We start from the raw sequence: 23,293 nt of genomic DNA, 5'->3' as shown, positions 1-23,293 counted from the left end.
TTCATGATAGATATGCGGAAAACTGCGATTTATTCCAGAAAATCCAAATTCACAGGCAAGGGCGAAAGTATTGAAAGTCAGATTGATATGTGCAGAGAGTACATAAGCAGAGAGTTTCCGAATGTTGAAGAAAGCGACATTCTCATATTTGAGGACGAGGGATATTCGGGAGGAAATACAAACAGACCTCAGTTTCAGAAGCTGCTGAAAGCTTGCAGAGAACGTCAGATTGCCCATATCGTCTGCTATAAGCTCGACCGTATCAGCAGAAGTATCGCCGATTTCCTCAAACTGACCGAAGAACTGGAAAAGCTGAACGTCAACTTTGTTTCTATCAACGACAAATACGAAACTCATACGGCAACAGGCAGAGCCATGCTGCAAATGACAATGGTATTTGCACAGCTTGAACGCGAAACCATTGCTGAGCGTATCCGTGACAATATGCTCTATCTTGCCAAGGACGGACGCTGGCTTGGAGGTAATGTTCCTACAGGCTATAGAAGCGTGGAAACAGAAAGTAAAACACGCTCGGACGGTACTAAGAGAAAAGTTCATAAGCTTGAAATTGTGGAAGAAGAAGCAGAAATTATTAAGCTTATTTTCAATAAGTATCTTGAATTTCAATCGCTTACTAAGGTTGAAACCTATACTTTACAAAATGATATAAAAACCAAAAATGGTAATGATTTTTCAAGATATACAATAAAAGGAATATTATTTAATCCCGTCTACATGATAGCTGACGAACAGGCATGGAATTACTTTCAATCAGCTGATTTGGATATGTATTGTGATAAATCTGAGTTTGACGGTATTCATGGAATGATGGTTTACAACAAAACCAATCAGCGTTCAGGCACAAGCAATCAATATAACGATATGAAAGAATGGGTTATCACAGTCGGCAGACATAAGGGAATTATAAGCGGGAACGACTGGGTTCAGGCTCAGATACTTTTGAATCAGAACAAATCAAAATCCTATCGCAAGCCGAAAAGTGAAGTGGCTCTTTTATCAGGACTGCTTTACTGCGGTAACTGTGGAAGCTTTATGCGTCCGAAATTATCAAGCCGTACCAACAAAAACAGTGAGAGAATCTACGATTATCTATGTGAACGCAAAGAGAAAAGCCATGGGGAGAAATGCAATATGAAACGTCCTAACGGAAACGAGCTTGACAGGCTTGTTTGTGAAGAAGTCAAGCGTCTTTCCGAGGATTCTTCCGACTTCATGAAGAACCTAAAACGAGGTCTGAAAAGCATTGACTACAATGACGAATCCTATCAGGATAAAATCAAGAATCTGAAAAACTCCAAAACAGGCTATGAGAATAAAATCAACAATCTGATCAATTCTCTTTCAGAGTCGGAGCAATCATCAGCTCATGACTATATCATTGCAACGATAAATGAACTTGCTATTAAAATCAAACTGCTTGACAAGCAGATTCAGGAATATACAGACTTAGCAAACACCACTCATATTTCAGAATCGGAATTTGAAATCATGGCTGAAATGCTCTCCAATGCTGCGAACTCCCTTGACAATATGACCGTTGCACAGAAACGGACTGCGCTCAGAAGCATTATCCGCAGAATTGAATTTGACGGTGAAAATGTCCACATCTATTTCTTCGGTTCAGATGAGAATGAAATCGACCTCTCAGAGGAAGATAATTTAGAGCCGTTGCGAGAGGGTTGCAAATGAAATACTAATGCACTTCCGTGCAAAGAAGAAAAGCTCGTCAGATATTTACATAGATGAACCGATTGAAACAGATAAGGACGGCAATCAGCTTACATTAAGCGATATAATTGGAGACGATGAGGACATAATCGAAAAAATTGATTTATCTATAAGATCGGGACAGCTTTATAAATTTTTGGAGCAATGCCTTGATTCAAGGGAAATGGAAGTAATCAAGCTTCGTTACGGTCTTTACGGCTGCTATCCGCTAACGCAGAGGGAAGTATCCGATAAATTGAATATTTCACGCTCATATGTTTCCCGCATAGAAAAAAAAGCTTTGACCACTCTAAAGAATATGTACGATAAAAATCCATACTGATTGATAAAAGCTGTCTCACAATATAAATGAGACAGCTTTTTTATCACCGTATCTTATTATATTTTGTCAAACCGTTTTCTGCGCCTATCCTAAGCAGTCTGTTATATTTTGCTACTCTGTCAGAACGGCACGGAGCCCCCGTCTTTATTTGTCCGGCATTAGTTGCTACGGCGAGATCTGCAATTGACGTATCCTCCGTCTCTCCGGAACGATGTGATATTATTGCTCTGTAACCGGCTGAACGCGCCATTTTTATAGCGTCAAGCGTTTCGGTCAGAGTTCCGATCTGATTAAGCTTTATCAGAATTGCGTTAGCAGCGTTTTCTCTGATACCGCGTTCAAGATGACGCGTATTAGTAACAAAAAGATCATCGCCTACCAACTGTATCTTCTTGCCGAGTACAGACGTTATCTCAGTCCAGCCGCTCCAATCTTCTTCGCCCAGGGGATCTTCAATTGAAATGATCGGATACTTCTCAACAAGCTTATCCCAGTAATCAATCAATTCGTCTGTTTCAAAGGTCGCTCCTCTTTTAGGAAGATAATATTTTCCGTCCTTATACCACTCGCTGCTTGCTGCGTCGAGTGCAATTTTTATCTTATCGGTATTATAGCCGGCCTTTTCAACCGCTTCAATAATACATTCGATTGCTTCCTCCTCAGATGATAAATCCGGCGCAAACCCGCCTTCATCTCCGACAGCAGTCGCCAGTCCCTTTTTCTTTAAAACCGATTTCAATGAATGATAAACCTCAGTACCCATTCTAAGCGCTTCTGCAAAGGTAGGGGCTCCTACAGGCATTATCATAAATTCCTGAATATCAATGTTATTAGCGGCATGCGCTCCGCCGTTTAAAATATTCATCATAGGTATAGGCATAATATCTGCCGATATACCGCCGATATATTTATAAAGCGGCAGCCTGTAATGCGACGCGGAGGCCTTTGCCAGCGCAAGAGAAACCGCCAGTATTGCATTTGCCCCCAGCCTGCTTTTATTATCAGTACCGTCAAGATTAATAAGCATACTGTCAATTCTGCTCTGATCTATAGTATTAGACGAAGCTGCTGCCTTGCATATTTCTATATTGATATTCTTTACTGCCTCTGTAACGCCCTTGCCGCAGTATCTGCCTTCTTCCCCATCGCGCAGCTCTGCGGCCTCGTTTATTCCGGTTGACGCTCCGGAAGGAACGCTTGCTATTCCGACGCTTCCGTCCGAAAGCAGAACTTCCGCCTTGACAGTCGGATTTCCTCTTGAATCGAGAATTTCATATCCTCTTACCTTTTCAATTTTAATAGCCATACTGTATCCTCTTTTTATTATAATTTATTCGTAAAAGGAGCTAATGAAAGCCTTATAAAGTAGCCCTGCTTATGATTGCATACCGGACAAACCTTAGGAGCCTCAGTGCTCTTATGAACATATCCGCAGTTAAGACACATCCATTCTTCCTCTACATCAGATATAAACAGCTTTCCCTGCTCAAGCCAATCTGCAAACATTCCAAAGCGTTCGCCGTGAATCTTTTCAATCTTTGCAATTTCTTTAAATTTCAAGCCTATCTGGTTAAAACCCTCCTGATTGGCTATTTTACCGAAATCCGGATAAACGGGTTCAAATTCCTCAAATTCATTATGCTGAGAAGCCCGAAGCAATTCCAGAGTTGTGCCGTAAATGTCCACAGGATAGCTTCCGTCAATCTTAATGTTCTGACCCGACATATCCTTTAAAAAGTCGTAAAATACCTTAGCATGCTCCTTTTCCTGATCCGCAGTGAATTTAAATACCATTTCTATAACGGGCAGATTTTCTTTTTTTGCCTGCGAAGCCGCAAAAGTATATCTGTTTCTGGCCTGGCTTTCCCCGGCAAACGCTCTTAAAAGGTTAATTTTTGTCTGACTTTCAGATAAATTATTATTCATATTAATCTCCTTCTGCCGCTATATCTTTAAAATTTAAAACATCGCAGCGGCGCAGCGAGGTTTTATTTTTTATGTTTCCGTTTTATGTTAATGAATAAATCGGAAACGCTTATTAATATTATTTTCCGTTTATACTAAATTTATACAGCAGTTTTATTGACATCATAATAAAATTCATGTTATACTGTTTTTACAAATTAAATATAAAACTGATAAAATTAAGGTATATTACTGCAAGTATTACAAAAACCCTATCCGCCGCCGCGGGGTTTGTTTTTTTATATTTAGCTTATAATAATTCGGCGGCAGACTGGAGATTAATTATGAAAGTTCAGCGATTTATTCTTGGACCTCTTTCAACAAACTGCTACATCATAGAAACCAAAAATAAAAATGCAGCGGCAATAGATATCGGCGGAGATTATGATAAAATCAAAGACTATCTTGAAACAAACGGCTTAAAACTAAAAAAAATACTTCTTACTCATGGTCATTACGACCATTTCGGAGGAACAGCCGACGCTGCTATAGATTCGGGAGCCGAGATATTTATAAGCGGCAATGACTCCCATATGCTTTCAAGCCGTATGGACAGCCTTGCAGATTTTATAAGCAACGAGTCTTTCAAGCCGATTACAGAATACAAAGAGATTTCAGAAGGTTCAGAAATAATACTTGACGAACTTAAATTCAAAGTCATAGAAACGCCGGGACATACCAAAGGAAGCGTGTGTTATCTTTGTAACGACTATATTTTTACAGGAGATACTTTATTTGCGCTTTCAATGGGAAGAACAGATTTTCCGGGCGGTAATCCTTCTGAAATGCATAAATCCCTTTTAAGACTTGCTGAAATAAAAGAAGACCTCAACGTTTGTCCGGGACATAATGAAACGACAACGCTTTCTTTTGAAAAAAGAAATAATCCGTATCTGAAGGAAAATCCATATGAAGATCTTATTTAGCGGAAACGACTTTAAATATGAAACGGAAGCGACAGTAAAGCTTTTTATCCCGTCACGATTTACATTTCATTATGATATTACCGACGCAGACGGGGACATTATAATGACGCGCCTGAAAAAAGGATGGCATAATACTTATCTTTATGTATATTGCCGTCTGAACGGAAGCATAAAAAGAATGTCCGCTCGCTTTCCGAACAAAATCGTTGACAAACAGCTTGCCGAGCATGAAATCTGCCGTTTGGTATACCTATGCCTTCAATCGCTGACCGGCATAACCCCTCCATGGGGATTACTTACAGGTATACGCCCTGTAAAGAAAATGGCTGATCTTATAGCAAGCGGGAAAACCAGACAAGAAGCTTTTGATTTTTTAAAATCTAAATATATGGTATCAGACAACAGACTACAATTAGCATACAGCACCGCATTAAATCAGATACCTCTTATAAATAAATACTCTAAAAAAACAATCAGTCTTTATATATCAATTCCCTTTTGTCCTACCAGATGCAGCTATTGCTCATTTGTATCCCATTCAATGAACAGCGCATATAAGCTTATTCCTGAGTATATAAGCTTTCTGTGCCGCGAAATAAAAATAACAGGAAAAATAATTAACGACTTGAATTTAATAGTAGATACCGTTTATATAGGCGGCGGAACACCGACGTCAATATCAGCAGAGCAGCTAAAAATGATAATGAAAACAATTTCAGATTATATTGATATATCAAATGTCAGGGAATATAATGTTGAAGCAGGAAGAGCCGATACGATAACCCAAGAAAAGCTTCGGGTTATAAAATCTTCCGGAGCGGACAGAATATCCGTAAATCCACAGACGATGAATAATAATGTTCTCAGAATTATCGGAAGAAATCATACTGCCGAGGATACGGTACGCGCGTTCTTATCCGCAAGGGAGGAGGGCTTTAACAATATAAATATGGATCTGATAGCCGGTCTGCCTTCCGATACTGCTGAAAGCTACCATCAAACTCTTGATCGTATTATTGACTTAAATCCTGAAAGTATTACAGTTCATACTCTGACAATAAAACGGTCTGCTAAAATATATGAAGATGATATCGAAAATTATCTGACTGCCCCGGCTTCTGAAATGGTAAACGAAAGTATCCGCATACTTCCTGAAAACGGATATCTGCCATATTATTTATACCGTCAGAAAAATACTGTTGAAAATCTTGAAAATATAGGGTTTGCCAAAAAAGGAAGAGAAAGCTTATATAATATTTTTATTATGGATGAAACCCAAACTATATTGGGCGCAGGCTGCGCGGCGTCAACCAAGATCGTCCAGCCAAACGGAAAAATCACAAGAATACACAATTATAAATTTCCATATGAATACATTAACCGTTTTGACGATCTTATGCGAAAAAAACAAATTATTTATGAGTTAATATAAAAAAGCACGGCATACGCCGTACTTTTTTTATATTGCATATTTAAACCGTTTGTTCTATACTATGTAAATATTTATTTAAAAGATAATTAATTTTATCCTCGCAATCAATAATTTCACGAATAATGAATGTATATTGATTACCGGCAATACGATTACCCTTAAGAAAATCTCTGTATAAGGCCTTATCAAGTAAGTCCCATTTTAATATAGAATCATTTAGGGAATTTAATAGCGTTTCCCTATATTCGCCGTTATTACTGTCATATACAAACTTCTTCAGTAATTTTCGTCTTCCCCTAATGTTCCAAATCTTCCAATTAAAATAAGTTATCATATCCCTGTCTTTTGACGGCGCCATTTGATCCAAGCGTATATTTCCCAGTTCAAATAAATCCAAAAGCTTTAACATCGCTTGCTTGCCATAATAACATTCGACTCCGTCCTTAACTTTATTTTGTAAATGATAATTTTTATATGAATCAATCAAAGCATTTAAAGGATTGTTAATGAAGTAGTTTATTTTTTCCAAATCAAAGTTAAATGTAAATAAATCGCAACAGCCTTTTACAGAGACATAAAAATCTTTTTTTGAAATAATTCCTATTTCTTTATTATCGCATAATCCGAGATAATTTTTATATGAAATTACCCCCGGATTATCTATGAAATAAAAATTTTCTGAATCTTCTCCAACGATTATAAAAACATGGCGGGTTCTAATACGGTTTTGTTTGTAATTTTCATCATAAAATACAGAAAAACGCAATTTTTCCACAACCGTTGCAACTGCCGGTATATCTCCGGCTTTTAAAATTTCACTTATTTTATCGACAGCCTTTTCATTTATTTTTTCAAATCCATATAATGAGAATATTTCTTTATCAAAAACATTCTCAATAGTTTCAAACATTTCTATATTATCGCTTTCAGAAACGCATAGTTTTATTGTAGTTTCATTTAAAAAGCATTTATAAAAATCCGAATTTAAGCAATATTTGTTTTTAAGTATAACATAAGCGCACTGTATCATGCAATCGCCCAAGGAATCAGCTATTTCATCAGGTTTACCGTCGTTATTAAAATAATAATGCTTATTCAACCAGTTATTCACAATATTCATATTCAATCACCATTTTTCCATTAAAGCGCTTATCTTTTCCGGCTTTTCCAAATTATCGTCCCAATACCAGTAATAAGTATCACATTCCGGAAGCCCTTCTTCAAGCGCTTTTACAGACAATACGCATTTATTTCCCTGCGCATCCAAGGCATAAATGGTCACACCTCCCCTGTAATCCGCCTTAACTGACCGCAAATCGTTCAAGGCCTCTTGGCAGGCCTCCTCTAACGACATATTCATTTTTAAATATAAAATAACCGATCTTGCCGTATTAGATCTCAAGGTTAATTCTCCCATTCCGGTACAAGCTGCTGCTCCGTATCTGTTATCGGCATAAATACCTGATCCAATCACTGCCGAATCACCTAATCTTCCGGGATATTTAAAGCTCCAACCACTTGTGCTGGATCCTGCGCTGAAATTACCGTCGTTATCCCTTGACAAAAAAACTGTCGTACCTTTTGCAGTTTTATTATTTGCAGTCGCTCCGGCAAGTCTTATCAAGGATATATCCGGCCATAAAACCGATTCCTGTTCTGTAAGGTTATTTCTTAGCCATTCCTTCCAGCATTTTTGAGCCTCGTCAGATAGGTTTACGCCTGATTCCATCTGACAGTCCATTGCAAATCTTGCTGCCCCGCGTCCTACAAGAAAAACATTAGGAAGTCTTTCCATAACCTTTCTTGCAACTGAAATAGGATGTTTATATCCCGCCAACGCACCTACTGCGCCGGCATTGAGATTAGAACCGTCCATAATTCCGGCGTCAAGTTCAACCACACCCAGAAGATTTGGATGACCGCCATAGCCTACCCAACCTGCTTCAGGATCAGATTCAACTAAACGAATACCGGATTCTATTGCGTCTAAAGACGAATGATTATGCTTTAACATTTCTATAGTTACATCAAGACCGGACGCTGCCACGGAATTTGTTAATAAGATAGCCACAATCTATTCCTTTCTGAATTAATTAAAAAAGCCTTTTAAAATATGGAATTTTTAAGCCGATAAGTTAGTTCCTTGTTAACCTCCTCGGCTCTCCGATAAAAATCCTTTGCAATTTCTTTTTCTCCGTCAATTAACATTGATTTAGACTTTTTTAATAAAAATTTTATTTTTATATAATTTAACTCTTCCGCTGTAAATTCACCTGTAGCAGCGGCTAATTTTAATGATTCCAGCAGACCTCTCGTATCTATAACGCTTTTTACAATATTAAACGTATGCTGACCTCCAAGCATTTCCCTGGATCTTGAACCGTCTTTACTGTATGGTATTCTATATTTTGAAGGTATCAGTGATGAATATAAATATTGTGAACCGCTGGCAGAATAAATCAACCAAGTGTAATAGTCCTCCGATACTCTTTCTGCCGGAAAAGGATATTTATAAGCTACGTTGGTTCTCACGCTTGTAGCAGATGTAAGATTAACATATCCCGTTTCTGTTGCTATCTTAATCCAAACATTTTTACCTTGTGGAGGGTTTTTTTCATGCTGATCCAGTATTTCCCTTATAGACGGAATAATCTTATCCTTAGGAATCAAATGATCGTTTTCATCAATAACTTGAAATGTACTGTATACTACGTTTATATCAGGCTTATCATAAAAAATTCTTCTTGTTACTTCCAGTCTTTGAGGATGGCATATATCATCTTGATCCAGATATAGTACAAAAGGACAGCCTAATTGATACGCTTTTCGAATTGCAACGTTTCGAGCATGACCGGGGCCTTTATTTTCAGTAAGAAATACCAATTCCATCTTCCCCAAAAATTCACTGCCGATCTGTTTTAGTAAATTTATAGCTTTCTGAGAAGACGACGCGTCATCTACAAGAATAATGATCCAATCTTTATCCGTCTGTTTTTTTATACTATCTAAAGCCTTTATCAGCCAATCAAGCTCAATATCCTTTCCGTCATTATAATGCGGAACTATAAAAGCGGCGGTTTCTTTGGTTTTCATAATTCTTAGATTCCTTTATTATTAAAAGGCATAATTAAGCCCTTTACAGTCAGACCTTCAAGCAAGGAATAAATATCGTCAGTTTTTCCATTACAGACTAAAAATAAATCTTGAACAGTTAGACCGTTCTCCAACAATTTCAAAATATTTATTTCTTCATCGCTCAAGCTCATATTTTCCAATTCAAAAGACTGATTCCAGCGGGGATCATTTGAAAATAATCTCCCGTCGATTATTTCCCAGTCAAATGCTTTTGATACTGCGCTTTTCTGATTCCATAACAGTTGCTCCGCTTTAGCTGACACACATTCTCCCGCAAATAAATAATAATGATTAATATCCAGATTAGGGTGAAGATGCTCCCAGCTAATGTGTCTATCATTTCCTATGGATTTACGAATAGCTGCGGACATATCCCTGACTATTGGGTTTACCTGTAATTGCAGATTGCTTTTATTCGATTCTGTATTAAACCGTTCATAAGTTTCGGAAATAATATTTTGTAAATTTTTTGAAAATAAATCTAAAGAATAATTTTTTTCTGCATTTTTTCTTGCTTTTTCTTTCATGAGCTCAAGACGGGATTTATCGTTTATTAGTTTTTCGATTCTGTCTTTAGCCTGTTCTATATTTATCCTGGGACCGTACCTGCTTAAAACCGTCTGAATTTTATAGCCGCTGCATCCGTCTATAACGGTATCCTTCAAGCCTCCCCAATCCGCTCCGACAACCGGTAATCCGCACGCCTGCATTTCAACCGGCGTATATCCGAAATTTTCACTTATTAAAGTAGTAAGATTAATCCCAATATCCGCCGTATTTATTAATTCTGCATAAGTTTCCGTATCGCTTTGGTTTTCAAACATTATAATTTTAGACGTTAAATCATATCTGGTCAGCAAGTCATAAAATTCTTTTTTTACATCCGGCGCAGATTTATATGAAAATTCAGGAATATAAAAATCGTCAAATGAACCGATAATCATAAGATATAAATTTTTATATTTCTTTTCCATATCTCTAAGCAGACTTATCAGCAAAGGCACATTCTTCTGTAAATTAATTCTTCCGCAATACAGCATAATAAACGCGTTTTGAGGAATATTATATTTATTCCTGAGTCCACTTTTATTTGATATTGGATAGAACGCCGACGTATCAACGCCAAAAGGCGCCAGGCTGCTTTTAATACTATTATTTACTACTAATTTATTAAATATATTCTGGCATGAGGTACAGTTAAGTATAATGGAATCATAGCTTCTGAAGCTGTTCCGATTATCATATAACCAGTGACCGCCCTTTTGCATAGATCCAAGACCGTATGCTACCAGCGGAAATTCTTTTACATACCTATTTATAGAATAATATGGAGACAGTGTCATTAAAACGTCTATTTTATCAATAAATTTACGATATTTTTCATCGTCATCTACCTTATACGAATCAACTTCAAGTATTTCAGTCTGAAACTTTTCCGATATTATACCCATAGTTTCATTCCAGAGCTTACCAACACTGATATATGGCGGATCTCCTCTTTTATCGAAAATAATTCCTACAACAGGTTCGTTAGATTTTAATTCCATATATTTACCTCAACAATATACTTCCAATATCATAATAAATTTTTTATCGCATGCTTTAAGCGTCTATCAAGCGCTTTGATAAATTTAACAAATAAAATAATAGTAATAGAAACTGAAATCGTCATAAACAAATAAAATACAATTATTAAGGTCTGATAATAACTCCATCTTTCCAATAATTTAACGCTTTGAATGGAACTTATTATATAATCAAAATAATACTTGATATCTAAAATCCGGTCATGCTCCGGAAGAAATCCGTCCGGAATATACGGTTTAAATATGCAACATGCAAATATAATTATTATAAGAAAAATACACGCCAAGCAAATAAGTATATTATATTTTAAATTTATGGATTTCAAACTAAAATTCTTATTTTTTGCACCATAAAAAACACCTTCAAAGTTCCTGATAAATATTAATATTAATTTAAAAATAACAATAGCCCCTGCTATCAGAAACATTATATCTATCATTTGCTTTAACAAAATTTTAGAGGCATACAAATCTGTTTTTTGATAATACTTTAACTTTTCACCGATAAGCACATCAAATTCCCGAATATCCCTATTACTAATTTCTCCATTTATTCCTTTAAAATAAATTCTTTCAACGCCTGATAAGCCGGCTGAATCCGATTGTCCGTAGAATGGAACGAAAACAGTTTCCTGACCGTTTGAAGACAATTCGCTGAAAATTTTATTTTCCGCAATATAAATACCGGAAATAATTTTTTTATGCCCGGATATAATAATTTCATTACCTATCACATCATAGCTTTTAAATAATAAATTGGCAAGATTATCGCTGATTACAATTTTATCAGAAATATTTAACGGACTGTCTATTGAAAAAAAGCTTCCCTTCAATATTTTTATATTATGAACCGTCGGAAATTTATCATCAGTATAAACTATATTGACCTTTTCGGATAAACCCGTATTATTACTTGTTGATGCGGCGCCAGTTGTACGCGATAAAACATTCACAGTTAAATCGCCGTCGGCGCATGCCGCTTCGTCCGCCTCGGAAAAGCTTATTGCATTTGAATTATCTAAAACCGCGTATTCAACAGCCTCCGGCAGCATTAATTCTACGTTTCGTTTTATAAAAAAGCATAATATCAAAAATAAAACAAGTATTAATAATCTAAAAATTGTTCCTATTTTTGAACCGTACAAACCCTTCACTGTACTATCCTCACAGTCTCACCGGAAGTCAACGCTTTTGAGGAGGAAACTACAATTTTTGCATAAGAATTGATATCGTCCCCTTCTATTGCAGCGTTAATATTATTTTTGGCTAATTGGTCTACGGTAACTCTCTCAGCATAATATTCCTTACCGAATAAGCCGTCGCGCTGCTTAAGAACAAATACTACCGTATTTCCCTGCTCATCCTCCGATATGGCATTAAGTGTAATAATATTATCATATGAATCTGAAGAAACTATAAAATCAACCTTGATCTTCTGCCCCTCATAAAAACTATTTTCGCCTTCAGGAAGGTCGGCATAAAACATGAACTCTCCCTTTTCAGTATCGTATTCTTTTTTAGTAACAAATGAACTATCGTGTTTTTCTTCAGTAGTAGGACTGCCGTTATTAATTACAGTATTGGTATAGGTCAGATTAACTTCGTCCCCGATTTCGCATAATACGCCGTCCGTTTCACTTAATGAAAATATAACCGACATTTCCTTGCCAGAAAGCACCGCAAGAACATCGCCTTCCTTTGTAACATCTCCCTGAACAACAGATATTTTAGAAATAGCGCCGTCCTTCTGCGCGTATATACATCCGTCATAGGGCACCTGCTCCTTATAAAGCTCCAGCTCCTGTTCAGCTATTTCCAATTCAGTATTAAGCTTAGACCGATCCTTTTCAGAAAGCCATTCGGAAAGGCTGTCGTTAAGCTGACTAATATTTAATTCCATTTTTTTTATACTAATTTCGAATTCCTTTGTATCTACCTCAAATAAAACGTCGCCCTTTTTTACATAATCGTTTTCCTTAACATTTACGGATAATATTTTTAACGATGAATTATAGCTGATTTCCTGAGTATTATTTATTACTACTTGACCTTCCGAGCTTGAACTGATAGGAAGCTCTGCCCATTCCGGACTTGCCGCTTCAACATAAGGCAGAGAAAGATTATAAATTGTCTTTGAAAGAAATGTGCATAATATCAGCAGAAATAAGACTATAAAAGATATACGTATCAATATTTTCTTATTTAAATTTTGTTTCATCTGATTCACCTCTTATTTAAAGCTATTTCATATTTGAGTATTCCACGCCTTTGATCATAGCGTCCTTTAAAAATAAAAACAAAATAAAAACCGGAATAATAGCTAAAACCCCGCATACAAAGGCTATATCCAATCTGGTTTCATTAATTCTCGAAAGAAATATCGACATCGGATATTTCAGATAATCCTTAATAAACGCCAAAGGCTGCTCTATCATATTCCAGGAATCAATAAAGCTTAAAATAACCAGTGAAGCAATCCCTGTTTTTGAACAAGGTATTATTATTTTCATAAGTATTTGAAAATGATTGGCGCCGTCGATTTTAGCAGCCTCTATCAGATCATTGGGAATTGATGAAAACACCTGAGTAATCAGAAATACTCCGAAAGTACCGAAAACCCCGGGAAGTATTACTGAAAGATAGGAGTTTATCAGACCTAATTTATTGAATATCAGATAATTAGGAACCAATGTAACCTGAACCGGAAGCATCATCAGTATTATTACAAAGTAAAAAACGACATTTTTAAACGGAAAATTAAATTTAGCAAGACCATAACCGCTGAAACACGATATAACTACCTGACCAATTACAATAGCGACAGAGATCATAATTGAAACCCAGAATTTCATTAAATACGCCGGATCCAGCAAAAACACGTCTAAATACCCCTTCAACGTCGCCTGTTCGGGTATTATATGAAAATAATTCTCTGAGCCTGAGGAAGAAATAGTATTACCGTAACTGTTTAATATTTCTGACTTTCCCATAAAGGAGCCGCAAACCATAAAAATTACCGGCAAAAGCACTATTAAGGATAATATGAGAAGTATTATGTATGATAATATTTTGAAATATAATTTTTTGAATTTTTTAATCATATTCAACATCTCCGTTTTTTCTGAATTTCAATAAAATAAATATAAAAATAAAAATAATAGCAAAAATCAAAATTGCTCCGACAGATAAGCGAGTATAATTTAAATTCTGGAAGTTATTATTCATAAAGTGCTGTATCATATAGATATTTTCATTGGGGTAATTTCCGCATAATATATATGCTTCCTTAAACGACTTAAAGGTATTGATAATTGAAATTACCAAAATAAAAAACAGATAAGGTCTAATCATAGGCAGCGTTATATATCTTAATTTGCTAATTCTGCTTTCCGTATCCATTTCCGCTGCTTCATAATACACCTTTGGTATAGAATTTAGTGCGGCAAGAAAAAGAATAATATTATAACCGCAATTTTTCCAAATATATAATATAACTAAAACGACAAACGAATAGGAAGAATCCAACCAGTTTTTAACCGGTAATCCTAATAACGACAAAAAATCGTTTGCAAATCCATTTTCCGCAAATACCAACTGGAAGAACAATATAACAGAAGAAACAGGCAGAACCAACGGAAAAACAAAAATCGAACGGAAAAATTCAAAGCCTGCAAGCTTTTGATAAAGAAGCATTGCAATAGTTAATGAAAAAATCATAATTAACGGCACGGCAACTATAATAAATTTAAATGTATTCCACACTGCCAGCCTGAACGTCCGACTTGAAATTATATCCACATAATTATCAATTCCCACAAACTTCATGCTGCTTATGCTGTCGGTCAACGATAAAATAATACAGATGACAAACGGTATAAGAAAAAAAACAAGCATTCCGATAATTGAAGGCAAAGAAAATAAAAATCCTGTCAAAGCGTCCCTTTTTAATAATTTTGATTTTGGAACAAACCCTTTACTCATTGATATAAAGCTCCAATTTATTATTCAGATTTTTTAAGCACTCATCATAGGCTTTTTCACCCTTAAAATAAGGCTCCATAGTTTCCGCGATAAAGTTGCGAACCTTGTAACTAGGCATAGTACAATTATCAATATCTCCAAATGTATCAACAAATAACTGTATTTCCTCGTCTGACAAAGCGGCAAATTTAATGCTGCCGTCAGGAGTTCCTCCTCCGACTTGATCATTCAGCCATTTTTCTATTCCTGCTTTTAATGCGGATTTTAAAACCGGAACGTTTAAATTGAAATTATCCACATAATTTATTGCATGTTTAGTCTGATATTCTTCAGACAACAAAATTTTTATAAGCTCATAAGCATTTGCCTGATTAGGACTTCCGTTGCGGATAGCGGCAATATATTCAGGCTCTGCTACAGTCTTGTTATCGGACGACGGAAAGTTGTATAAAACAGGAGTCTGATCATCCAAAAGCGCAGAATAAGTTTCTAAAACACTGCCCACACTTGATGCATCATAATAAAAGAGCGCTTTATTATTTCTGATTAGCTTGGCTCCGTCTCCTGTTGACGCAGTAAGATATTCCTCGCCGCGATTATCCATTTTATAATAAGTTTTATATAATTCCATTGACGCTTTAAATTCTTCCGAATCGGTCAATATTTTTTTCTTTTCATAATCAATGGCGTCTACGCCGCTCCATGGTGAAAATGCCATCATACCAAGCTGATAAGTACTGAATAAAAGCTCGTCTGAAGAATTTGTATTCTTTGATATAAATTCGCTCATCTGTGAAGAGAAACCGCTGAAATCCGAATTACTGTCAAGTTTGAATCCGGCATGCTCCAAAGCCTCCTGTGTTGAAACCAGAGATAAAACATCATATGATATGGGGATATAATAACGTTTTTCGTTATATAATCCTGAGTTCATTACAACCTCGTTATATAAATCGCTTTTAAATTCCTCGTCATTTTCAAGATACGTATTTATATCTGCAAAAGTACCGCTGTCCATCATACTGTAAATATCGTCAAATTCAAAATTACGTCCAAAAATCAGGTCAGGACCGTTTCCGGAAGATAAATCATACTTCAAAGCTTCAAGATAATTGGTCTGCGCTTCAGAATCGCCTAACTCTCCAAATTCTTTATATTCAACATCAACCTCAGGATACTTTGACTGAAATATTTTAACAGCTGCCTTAAGCGCACTATTTCCGAAAGGACCTCCGTAAAGAACAAGCTTGCTTGTTTTATCCTGCGCAGATTCTTTATTGCTGTCGTTTGACGACGAACATGCAGAAAATACGCCTGTCATAATAGTTAAACCGATAAAGCAGGATAAAAATGAAGTAACTTTATTTTTTCTAAAAATTAATTTTTTCATAATATAATACCATCCTATTTATAATTATATTTTAAGTATAATTGATTTTACCTGATTTTTCAATATTTTTTCCCTGAATGCTGAAAATATTGCCCTGAATGCAGAATAATTTCAAATATCTTAAATCCATAATAAGACCTTAATAAAATATTATAAAAGCCACATTATAAATATACCTTTTATAACGTTCTATTTAATTATTATATTAACAACATTCTCATTTAGTATTGTTAAAATCCGTTCAAATAAATTTTACTGAAAGCGCATTTTTCAATGCGCTTTCAGTTCTTGTACGTTACATAAAATTACTTTCTGTAACCATTTGATCTGCCGCTTGAATCAGCGCTGGATTTCTGACTATTGTTAAGGGAATTACTCGTTGAAGTTTTTGCTGATGAAACGGCGCATCCACAGCCGCTGCAAGCATTTGCACAATTGCATGAGCAAACGCAAGCGTAAGCTTCAATTGTATCAAGTCTGCCAGAATTAATTTTATTCAGCTTTCTCATTTTTTGACCTCCTCTCATAAATAAAATAAGGGCCCTTTATATGCAAAGATTGCAATACGATATGTACCAATCTTAGCAGCTAAATTAATTTTCTATATTCTGATTATAAATCAAAATATAGCCGATCACAGATTATATCCGAAATACCGTTTACAGTGTAAAACGCTGTATCGTCCATATCGCTGTCATTAAAAGTTATTCCATATTTCTGTTCAAGCAGATATACTAAATATACCATATCCCTTGAAACAAGTCTTATATCATTTCCGAATAAATTTTTGTCCAATATGTTCCTTGACGCTCTGTCCAAATGTATATTAAACTTTGCGTCTAAAATATCAAAAATATCTCCGACTATTTTATCCTTCAAATCAATATTTTTTATCTTCTCCTTTATCATATCAATACCTCATACCATAATTTTTACATCGCCGGATAACTTATTTAATATCAAATCAAACAGCCTGTCAACGTCACAATCCTCATATAAATTAAAAACCGGTATTTTGCTTTCGCCGTAATTGTCTTTAAGAGTTTTATTTATAATATTTCTCGGAATTCTGTTTGTAATAACCTTATTTTTTTCTTCAGTTTCCGCTAAATCAATATATAAATTAGACATATGATAAGCGTCTGCACAGCAACTGAACCTATATTTACATAGTTGCGAAATTTCATCAAGAAATTTAACCGACGAATATTCATAGAACGTACACATTATAAGAAAATCAACCGATAAAGCCTGAAACGTTATGTACGGTAAAATTCCGAAACGATTTGTATACTTTTCATTAAACGATTGAATTGAACCGGGTATTCCTATAATTATTACATCAGACTCTTCGCTGTCGGCTATTTTTTTTACATATCTGTTCAACATTAAAGGTTTATCGATTTCCGAAATCTTAGAATCAGTCATAAAGCCCGGAAATGAGTGAAATCCGAATAATTCGCAGTAATTTCTTGAACCGATCTGCGATACTCTGTAGCCTTCCTTGAGAAGTTTATTTCTTAAAACAAGAGACGTTTTAAATTTATCTGTATTTTCCCATAATCCTGCTATTACTATTATAGGAACGTCTATCTTTTCTAAATTTTTTCGACCATCATTATAAATGGCTGTAATGTCATCCGACAAAGCCTTTTCAGCAAGTTTTAGAAATTTGCAGTTTAAATTTTGATCGCCGCAAGCTTGTCTTATCTTATTTACGCCCGCTTCAGACAAATTAGCGGCACACATAATTTCACTTACCTCAGGCGCCATACCTATTATTTCATTAACTATAAATTCCTCAACTGATTCTGACGCGTCAAACTCCGGTACAAACAAAATATCTATTTTATTATTGAATAGTGCAGGCGACGCCTTAATCTGATAATTATCAGATTCCAATTTTATATTTTTACCAACAAATCCCCAGCCGTTTAATGAAGCGGCCTCGCAAATCCTGTATTCAGAATTTAAAAGATTCGAATATTCAGGAAAAACCATGCATTCGTCGTTAAACGGATAAATTCCGATTCTCTTTATTTCCATAGCTCGCTGCCCCCTCTATTGCTTTAATTCTTTAAACATCAGATAATTCTTGAATGTGTCTTCCGCGGCAAAACGTACATTCTTGCAATTCGAAAGCTTAAGCTCTGATGATAATTCTCCGTTATTGTCGCAATATTTAGCGCACAAGTTACAATGACGCAGTGCAAAACAATTCTTACATTGTTTTTCCGTCAACTGAGAAATATTCAACAGACTTCTCGCCTTTTCAAAATCAAAGCCGTCCCGCACATTGCCTATATTCATTGCGTCCGAGGTTTCGCTTACTCTTTCACACGGATAGAAGCCCCCGTTTACGTCAATGAAAAGCCGTCTCTGTCCCGGAATACAAGGTCCATAATGAGACATTTCTTCAAACAGAATTTTTTCCGGACGCATAGCTTTTCTGTTTTTTTCATTATTAGTGTAAAAATCATAATACGCTACATTTGATATTTTTTCCTTTGGATATTTCCCTAATTCCATTTCATATGTTTTAAATTCATTTATCGCCTGCTCAATAACATAAACCTCATCCGGAACAACCTTTTCTATAGAAAAGAAATCATCAATTAAAGTCGATTGTATATTCAGACCGGAAAACATTTCATTCTCTGAAAACATTTCATGCAATTTATTACAGGAATATCTTGGATCAACAACAACGTTAAACATGATTTTATCCAATAAAGCAGGGCATTGTTCCTTAATCATTTTCAAGTTTTTCTCAATTACGGAAAACGTTCCTTTTCCGGTTGCGGCGAATTTTCTGGATCTGTTATGAATTTCCGGCGGACCGTCAAGGCTAATTAAAATTCCGAATGCATGATCATTTAAAAACCGTATATTATCCGTTGTAAACAGCGAACCATTTGTCGTAATCGTATATGTCAGATTTTTTCCTAAAAATACCTTTTCAGAATAGTCGACTATCTGCTTTATAAGATCAAATTCAAGCAGAGGCTCTCCTCCGTAAAAGCCGATGCAAACATCATTCTGATTGGAGGAATGTTCAGCGAAAAAGTCCACGGCCGCTTTCGCCGTGCTCAATGTCATAGTTTTAGAAGTATGTCCTCTCTGCGAATCAAACTCTGCGAGAGTATACGGACAATATGCACATCTGAAATTGCATTGCTGAGTTACCTGCAATATTATCTGAGCTATATTGTCATTTAAATGATATTCGATAAGATCGCTTTGATTATGCTTCATTCTTTTAGGACGATTGCATGAAAGATATCCCTGAGAAGACAACATTTCCATCTGTTTTTTAATATCACTATCCGGTTCGGCATACTCTGAATCAGATTCCTTCTCAAGATTCAGCAGATATTCGTAAAGCTTATCCCCTACCTGTATAAGCTGATTAGTATTCACATCAAAAGCATATTTGTTTAACGGCGTCGTAAGCATATGTACAAACGGCTTATTCATTGCATTATTCTCCTATTCTATTATTGATTTAATTTTTTTATAAACATCATCTGTTTTACTGCCGTTGTCAGCGATAAAACTATTTTCATCAATCAAAACCCAATTACCGTCCTGCGGATATACAATCACATCAAAATCGTTTAGTTTTTTCATTTTGTCATTATCTCTGAATCCCACAACAGCAACATCGCAATCATAAAAACAAATGCATTCGTATATATATTCCTTTATATTATTTTCTGGAATAACATTTAATCCTATCAATTCTGCCTGCGAAAAATCTGCAAAGACTTCACAATGATAACCGTCAGAAACAAAACCGGATTTTATTTTATCTACAAGTTCTGTTAATTCAATTAAATTACGATAAAATACTCCGATAATGGGAATTGTTATCTCCTGACCGCAGTTAAAATAAGTTCCGCAGGTTAATTTATCCTTATATATCCAAAGACGGTCAAGGTCTTTTTTTTCCGATGGAATATACTCAAATTCAGAATTATTATGATAAACAATAATTTTCGATTTATATCTGTATAATAAATATGTCAGTATATTTTTTTCTTCAGCCTCAGCGCATGAAAAGCTAACAATTATTTCATTATAAACGCTGAGATCCAACGAATCCAATTCATTTAAAAAGCTTTTACTATGAATATTATATTGACTGAACTTCAATTTAAGCTTCTGCATTGAATAGCGGTTATCTGTATTTTCACAGATTATGTTGAGCAGAATCCTTTCAGCGCACGACCTTGGATTAAAATAAACGACATGCATGCTTTCGCTGTAATTGTACGCATTGCGGACCAAATATAAATAAACCTCCTCAAAAGAGGCGTAAGGCCTTCGGGTTAATAAGGATAACGCTTTTGACGTAATAAGCGGCGCTGCATAGCTGTTTGACTGCAAAGATAATCTGAGCTTTCCCCTGTCGCGAAGTATATGCCTGGCCGAAGCGCTGAATGATATGTTATCTAAAGTATTACAATTATATAAATACTGCTGGTCTGTAGCGGAAAAATCGCATTTTACGCCAATAACACCGTTCATACAGGCCGGATAAGCTACCGTTCCCTCATTGCATGCGGCCGCTATAATAATCGTCCCTTTATCGCGCAATGCCTCTATGGATTTTTCAATTAAATTAAAATCGCTATATGAACGGGATCCGATACTTAAATGTATAATTTTTACTTCAAGCTGTTCGCATAAGCTCAAGGCTTCAATAAACTGCCTTATATTACCCCGTTTTGTATCATCGTTAAGTATTTTTATACTGTGCCAGAAAACGTCGCTCATATCACAATATTTCTGTATTATTTTCAGGCATGTGCATGCATGATTATCTTTAACGGAAATTATATTTTCGTTTTCTATTGACAAATCCTTTTTTATAACCCATGACTTTACATTTTTAAACTGAGACGCGTCGATTCCGTCGTCTATAATAGCGGCTTTCAGCATAAACACACGCTCTCCCCTGTTTAAATTCCGGCTTATTCATACTTCTTAGCCTGTAGCTTATACATATGAGCATACTTTTTATTTAAAGACATTAATTCTTTATGAGTTCCCTGCTCTATAACTTTTCCGTTATCTATAACAATTATCTTATCGGCGCTCTTTACATTGGAAAGCCTGTGTGAAATCAGAATAGCTCCCTTGTTTTTATACAAATCCTCGAATTGCCGGAACAATTCATCTTCAGCTTCCGCGTCCAGCGCCGAAGACGGTTCGTCCAATATGTACATAACCGTATCCCTGAAAAATGTTCTTGATAACGCAATTTTCTGCCATTGACCTCCGGATAATTCTTCTCCGTCCTCATACTGGCGAGTTAAATACGTATTGATTTTGTCGGGAAAATTATCAACAAACCCTTTTGCACCGCTTTTATCCAGCGCATACTTAATTTTTTCTTCATTTTCAAATTCATTATAATCGGATAAAGAAACATTTTCCCGAACTGTAAAAGCATAATTGCAATAATCCTGAAACATTGGACTAAAGCATTTTCTCAAGCTTTCAACCGTATATTCGCGTATGTCCTTATTATCAACTAAGATTACACCCTCATTCGGGTCGTAGAATCTCAGCAGTAATTTAATAATCGACGTTTTTCCGCTTCCGTTTACTCCTACTAAAGCTATTTTTTGATTACAGTTTAACTTAAAATTAAGATTTTCAAGAGTAAAATTAGAATTCTCTTTATATTTAAAGCTGACATTCCTGAATTCAATTTCAAAATCGGATTTATTTAAAATAATTTTTCCTTCGTCCCTGACTTTATTTTCAAAATGAATGAAATTCAAATAATTATTAATACGGATCTTTCCGTCATATATCTGACCATAATTATAAATAATCATATATAAGCCGGCAATAACCTGCCCTATTATTCCCTGATAATAGTTGAAATCTCCGATTGTCCCGCTTCCTTCAATAACAGAAAGCCCAAGTAAAAACAATATTATTATTGTTGTCATCTCCGGCAATATATCTGCGGCAACCAGAATTTTAGTATATTTTTTTGTTATCTTTTTTTTGGATCTATATAAATGATTCCATGTGTTCATAATTTTTGAGCTAAGCAACGGAAACAAGTTATAAATCCTGATGTCCTTGGCATATTCCCTGCTCAAGGCCATATTCATAATATAATAAATTTTACGCTCATCCTTCATATGCTCTCTTTGAAAGCTATAAACAGACTCTAACTGCTTATTCTTCATTAAAATACTTGGAATAACCGATATTACTAAAAAAAACGGCAAAATATAATTCCAGAATAACAGACTTGCAAAGGCGATACAAAACTGTACAAAATAACGAATAAAGTCCAGCACCTGAAATGATATCTGAATTATAAACGTACTATTATTGCTGGCGTCATTCATTTCATCATAAAATTCATGAGAATCAAAGCAATATAAGTCTATACCTGCCGCCTTTTCCATTATCTGATGTTTGATTTTTATAGTTATTACTTCATTATATAATCCTTCTAAATAAAGCTTTATGGATTCAACCGTTTTACTCATAACATTAAGAAATAAAAGCGAGACTATCAAAACGGCTAAAGATTTGATCATCTCATGCCTTACGCTGTTCTCAGAGACGCCTGCCAGCAGATCAATCAATAGACTCGAAACATAAATAACGGCAAAAGGAAGAATAATGACAAATACGCTCAGCAATATATAAAAGCTAAAATATTTCGGAGAGGCCTGCACAGTCAGCTTTAGACTGAAAAATATTATATCAAGGAAGGCTTTGATCTTTTCGAACAGTTTTTTCATATTACTTCCTATCCTTATCAGCAATTAA

The 23,293-nt window shown here is 35.4% G+C and carries 21 protein-coding genes; 4 read left to right on the top strand and 17 right to left on the bottom strand.

Features of this window, described 5'->3' with window-relative positions:
• Positions 1-3 precede the first annotated feature (3 nt).
• The gene (locus ACYQ0N_RS04795; protein WP_177532468.1) at positions 4-1,710 is read left to right on the top strand and encodes a recombinase family protein; all 1,707 of its coding nucleotides are present in this window, start codon (positions 4-6) and stop codon (positions 1,708-1,710) included.
• A 7-nt stretch (positions 1,711-1,717) separates the two neighbouring features.
• The gene (locus tag ACYQ0N_RS04790) at positions 1,718-2,071 is read left to right on the top strand and encodes a sigma-70 family RNA polymerase sigma factor (protein WP_177532469.1); all 354 of its coding nucleotides are present in this window, start codon (positions 1,718-1,720) and stop codon (positions 2,069-2,071) included.
• Positions 2,072-2,114: 43 nt separating this feature from the next.
• Here the strand turns inward: ACYQ0N_RS04790 and eno are convergent, their stop codons facing one another.
• A complete protein-coding gene (gene eno, locus ACYQ0N_RS04785) occupies positions 2,115-3,377 on the bottom strand; it encodes a phosphopyruvate hydratase (RefSeq protein WP_460162008.1) in 1,263 nt (420 codons plus the stop codon).
• A gap of 17 nt (positions 3,378-3,394) precedes the next feature.
• Complete coding sequence (gene rbr / locus ACYQ0N_RS04780) at positions 3,395-3,997, bottom strand: rubrerythrin (RefSeq protein WP_460162007.1); 603 nt, start codon at positions 3,995-3,997, stop codon at positions 3,395-3,397.
• Positions 3,998-4,320: 323 nt separating this feature from the next.
• On the opposite strand from rbr, the gene ACYQ0N_RS04775 reads away from it, so the two are divergent.
• Together ACYQ0N_RS04775 and hemZ are read left to right on the top strand one after the other, a co-directional pair.
• The gene (locus ACYQ0N_RS04775) at positions 4,321-4,962 is read left to right on the top strand and encodes an MBL fold metallo-hydrolase (protein WP_177532472.1); all 642 of its coding nucleotides are present in this window, start codon (positions 4,321-4,323) and stop codon (positions 4,960-4,962) included.
• Entirely contained in the window at positions 4,946-6,394 is a 1,449-nt protein-coding gene (hemZ, locus tag ACYQ0N_RS04770; RefSeq protein WP_460162006.1) for a coproporphyrinogen dehydrogenase HemZ, read from the top strand. The genes ACYQ0N_RS04775 and hemZ overlap by 17 nt, the downstream gene beginning before the upstream one ends.
• A 40-nt stretch (positions 6,395-6,434) precedes the next feature.
• Here hemZ and ACYQ0N_RS04765 read toward each other — a convergent pair whose 3' ends face one another.
• From ACYQ0N_RS04765 to ACYQ0N_RS04695, 15 genes are all read right to left on the bottom strand, one after another.
• Complete coding sequence (locus ACYQ0N_RS04765) at positions 6,435-7,514, bottom strand: hypothetical protein (protein ID WP_460162005.1); 1,080 nt, start codon at positions 7,512-7,514, stop codon at positions 6,435-6,437.
• 6 nt (positions 7,515-7,520) lie between these two features.
• Positions 7,521-8,465 (bottom strand): isoaspartyl peptidase/L-asparaginase, encoded by a 945-nt coding sequence (locus tag ACYQ0N_RS04760; protein ID WP_460162004.1) that lies wholly within the window; start codon positions 8,463-8,465, stop codon positions 7,521-7,523.
• Between the two features lie 35 nt (positions 8,466-8,500).
• Positions 8,501-9,487 carry a glycosyltransferase family A protein gene (locus tag ACYQ0N_RS04755; protein WP_460162003.1) on the bottom strand — a complete coding sequence of 329 codons (987 nt, stop codon included), beginning with the start codon at positions 9,485-9,487 and terminating at the stop codon, positions 8,501-8,503.
• A gap of 5 nt (positions 9,488-9,492) precedes the next feature.
• Positions 9,493-11,076 (bottom strand): glycosyltransferase family 4 protein, encoded by a 1,584-nt coding sequence (locus ACYQ0N_RS04750; RefSeq protein ID WP_460162002.1) that lies wholly within the window; start codon positions 11,074-11,076, stop codon positions 9,493-9,495.
• Positions 11,077-11,105: 29 nt separating this feature from the next.
• Complete coding sequence (locus ACYQ0N_RS04745; protein WP_460162001.1) at positions 11,106-12,269, bottom strand: ABC transporter permease; 1,164 nt, start codon at positions 12,267-12,269, stop codon at positions 11,106-11,108.
• Positions 12,266-13,333 carry an efflux RND transporter periplasmic adaptor subunit gene (locus tag ACYQ0N_RS04740; RefSeq protein ID WP_177532479.1) on the bottom strand — a complete coding sequence of 356 codons (1,068 nt, stop codon included), beginning with the start codon at positions 13,331-13,333 and terminating at the stop codon, positions 12,266-12,268. Before ACYQ0N_RS04740 ends, ACYQ0N_RS04745 begins: the two co-directional genes overlap by 4 nt.
• A 22-nt stretch (positions 13,334-13,355) precedes the next feature.
• Positions 13,356-14,105 carry a carbohydrate ABC transporter permease gene (locus ACYQ0N_RS04735; RefSeq protein WP_460162000.1) on the bottom strand — a complete coding sequence of 250 codons (750 nt, stop codon included), beginning with the start codon at positions 14,103-14,105 and terminating at the stop codon, positions 13,356-13,358.
• Between the two features lie 103 nt (positions 14,106-14,208).
• Complete coding sequence (locus tag ACYQ0N_RS04730; RefSeq protein WP_177532481.1) at positions 14,209-15,096, bottom strand: carbohydrate ABC transporter permease; 888 nt, start codon at positions 15,094-15,096, stop codon at positions 14,209-14,211.
• Positions 15,089-16,486 (bottom strand): ABC transporter substrate-binding protein, encoded by a 1,398-nt coding sequence (locus ACYQ0N_RS04725; protein WP_460161999.1) that lies wholly within the window; start codon positions 16,484-16,486, stop codon positions 15,089-15,091. Before ACYQ0N_RS04725 ends, ACYQ0N_RS04730 begins: the two co-directional genes overlap by 8 nt.
• A gap of 305 nt (positions 16,487-16,791) precedes the next feature.
• The gene (locus ACYQ0N_RS04720) at positions 16,792-16,995 is read right to left on the bottom strand and encodes a CLI_3235 family bacteriocin precursor (protein WP_460161998.1); all 204 of its coding nucleotides are present in this window, start codon (positions 16,993-16,995) and stop codon (positions 16,792-16,794) included.
• A gap of 103 nt (positions 16,996-17,098) precedes the next feature.
• On the bottom strand, positions 17,099-17,395 hold the full coding sequence (locus tag ACYQ0N_RS04715) for a hypothetical protein (RefSeq protein ID WP_177532484.1): 297 nt from the start codon (positions 17,393-17,395) through the stop codon (positions 17,099-17,101).
• A 9-nt stretch (positions 17,396-17,404) separates the two neighbouring features.
• The gene (locus tag ACYQ0N_RS04710) at positions 17,405-18,532 is read right to left on the bottom strand and encodes a TIGR04066 family peptide maturation system protein (protein ID WP_460161997.1); all 1,128 of its coding nucleotides are present in this window, start codon (positions 18,530-18,532) and stop codon (positions 17,405-17,407) included.
• Between the two features lie 15 nt (positions 18,533-18,547).
• Entirely contained in the window at positions 18,548-19,963 is a 1,416-nt protein-coding gene (gene ccpM, locus ACYQ0N_RS04705) for a Cys-rich peptide radical SAM maturase CcpM (protein WP_460161996.1), read from the bottom strand.
• A 12-nt stretch (positions 19,964-19,975) separates the two neighbouring features.
• Positions 19,976-21,430 (bottom strand): S8 family serine peptidase, encoded by a 1,455-nt coding sequence (locus ACYQ0N_RS04700; protein ID WP_460161995.1) that lies wholly within the window; start codon positions 21,428-21,430, stop codon positions 19,976-19,978.
• Between the two features lie 32 nt (positions 21,431-21,462).
• Positions 21,463-23,265: an ABC transporter ATP-binding protein gene (locus ACYQ0N_RS04695; RefSeq protein WP_460161994.1), complete on the bottom strand. Its 1,803-nt coding sequence runs from the start codon at positions 23,263-23,265 to the stop codon at positions 21,463-21,465.
• Between the last annotated feature and the right edge of the window lie 28 nt (positions 23,266-23,293).

This window comes from Ruminococcus sporogenes (genome assembly GCF_054655175.1).
Note: the sequence above shows the minus strand (reverse complement) of the source record. Positions and strands in the feature narration are given on the sequence as shown.

What these genes read in the sequence shown, in the direction of transcription:
- ACYQ0N_RS04725 (WP_460161999.1), bottom strand. Translation starts at nt 16,486, where the DNA reads ATGAAAAAATTAATTTTTAGAAAAAATAAAGTTACTTCATTTTTATCC.
- hemZ (WP_460162006.1), top strand. Translation starts at nt 4,946, where the DNA reads ATGAAGATCTTATTTAGCGGAAACGACTTTAAATATGAAACGGAAGCG.
- ACYQ0N_RS04715 (WP_177532484.1), bottom strand. Translation starts at nt 17,395, where the DNA reads ATGATAAAGGAGAAGATAAAAAATATTGATTTGAAGGATAAAATAGTC.
- ACYQ0N_RS04790 (WP_177532469.1), top strand. Translation starts at nt 1,718, where the DNA reads ATGCACTTCCGTGCAAAGAAGAAAAGCTCGTCAGATATTTACATAGAT.
- ACYQ0N_RS04735 (WP_460162000.1), bottom strand. Translation starts at nt 14,105, where the DNA reads ATGGGAAAGTCAGAAATATTAAACAGTTACGGTAATACTATTTCTTCC.
- ACYQ0N_RS04720 (WP_460161998.1), bottom strand. Translation starts at nt 16,995, where the DNA reads ATGAGAAAGCTGAATAAAATTAATTCTGGCAGACTTGATACAATTGAA.
- ACYQ0N_RS04750 (WP_460162002.1), bottom strand. Translation starts at nt 11,076, where the DNA reads ATGGAATTAAAATCTAACGAACCTGTTGTAGGAATTATTTTCGATAAA.
- ACYQ0N_RS04755 (WP_460162003.1), bottom strand. Translation starts at nt 9,487, where the DNA reads ATGAAAACCAAAGAAACCGCCGCTTTTATAGTTCCGCATTATAATGAC.
- rbr (WP_460162007.1), bottom strand. Translation starts at nt 3,997, where the DNA reads ATGAATAATAATTTATCTGAAAGTCAGACAAAAATTAACCTTTTAAGA.
- ACYQ0N_RS04795 (WP_177532468.1), top strand. Translation starts at nt 4, where the DNA reads ATGATAGATATGCGGAAAACTGCGATTTATTCCAGAAAATCCAAATTC.
- ACYQ0N_RS04740 (WP_177532479.1), bottom strand. Translation starts at nt 13,333, where the DNA reads ATGAAACAAAATTTAAATAAGAAAATATTGATACGTATATCTTTTATA.
- ACYQ0N_RS04700 (WP_460161995.1), bottom strand. Translation starts at nt 21,430, where the DNA reads ATGCTGAAAGCCGCTATTATAGACGACGGAATCGACGCGTCTCAGTTT.
- ACYQ0N_RS04695 (WP_460161994.1), bottom strand. Translation starts at nt 23,265, where the DNA reads ATGAAAAAACTGTTCGAAAAGATCAAAGCCTTCCTTGATATAATATTT.
- ACYQ0N_RS04710 (WP_460161997.1), bottom strand. Translation starts at nt 18,532, where the DNA reads ATGGAAATAAAGAGAATCGGAATTTATCCGTTTAACGACGAATGCATG.
- ACYQ0N_RS04775 (WP_177532472.1), top strand. Translation starts at nt 4,321, where the DNA reads ATGAAAGTTCAGCGATTTATTCTTGGACCTCTTTCAACAAACTGCTAC.
- ccpM (WP_460161996.1), bottom strand. Translation starts at nt 19,963, where the DNA reads ATGAATAAGCCGTTTGTACATATGCTTACGACGCCGTTAAACAAATAT.
- ACYQ0N_RS04765 (WP_460162005.1), bottom strand. Translation starts at nt 7,514, where the DNA reads ATGAATATTGTGAATAACTGGTTGAATAAGCATTATTATTTTAATAAC.
- eno (WP_460162008.1), bottom strand. Translation starts at nt 3,377, where the DNA reads ATGGCTATTAAAATTGAAAAGGTAAGAGGATATGAAATTCTCGATTCA.
- ACYQ0N_RS04730 (WP_177532481.1), bottom strand. Translation starts at nt 15,096, where the DNA reads ATGAGTAAAGGGTTTGTTCCAAAATCAAAATTATTAAAAAGGGACGCT.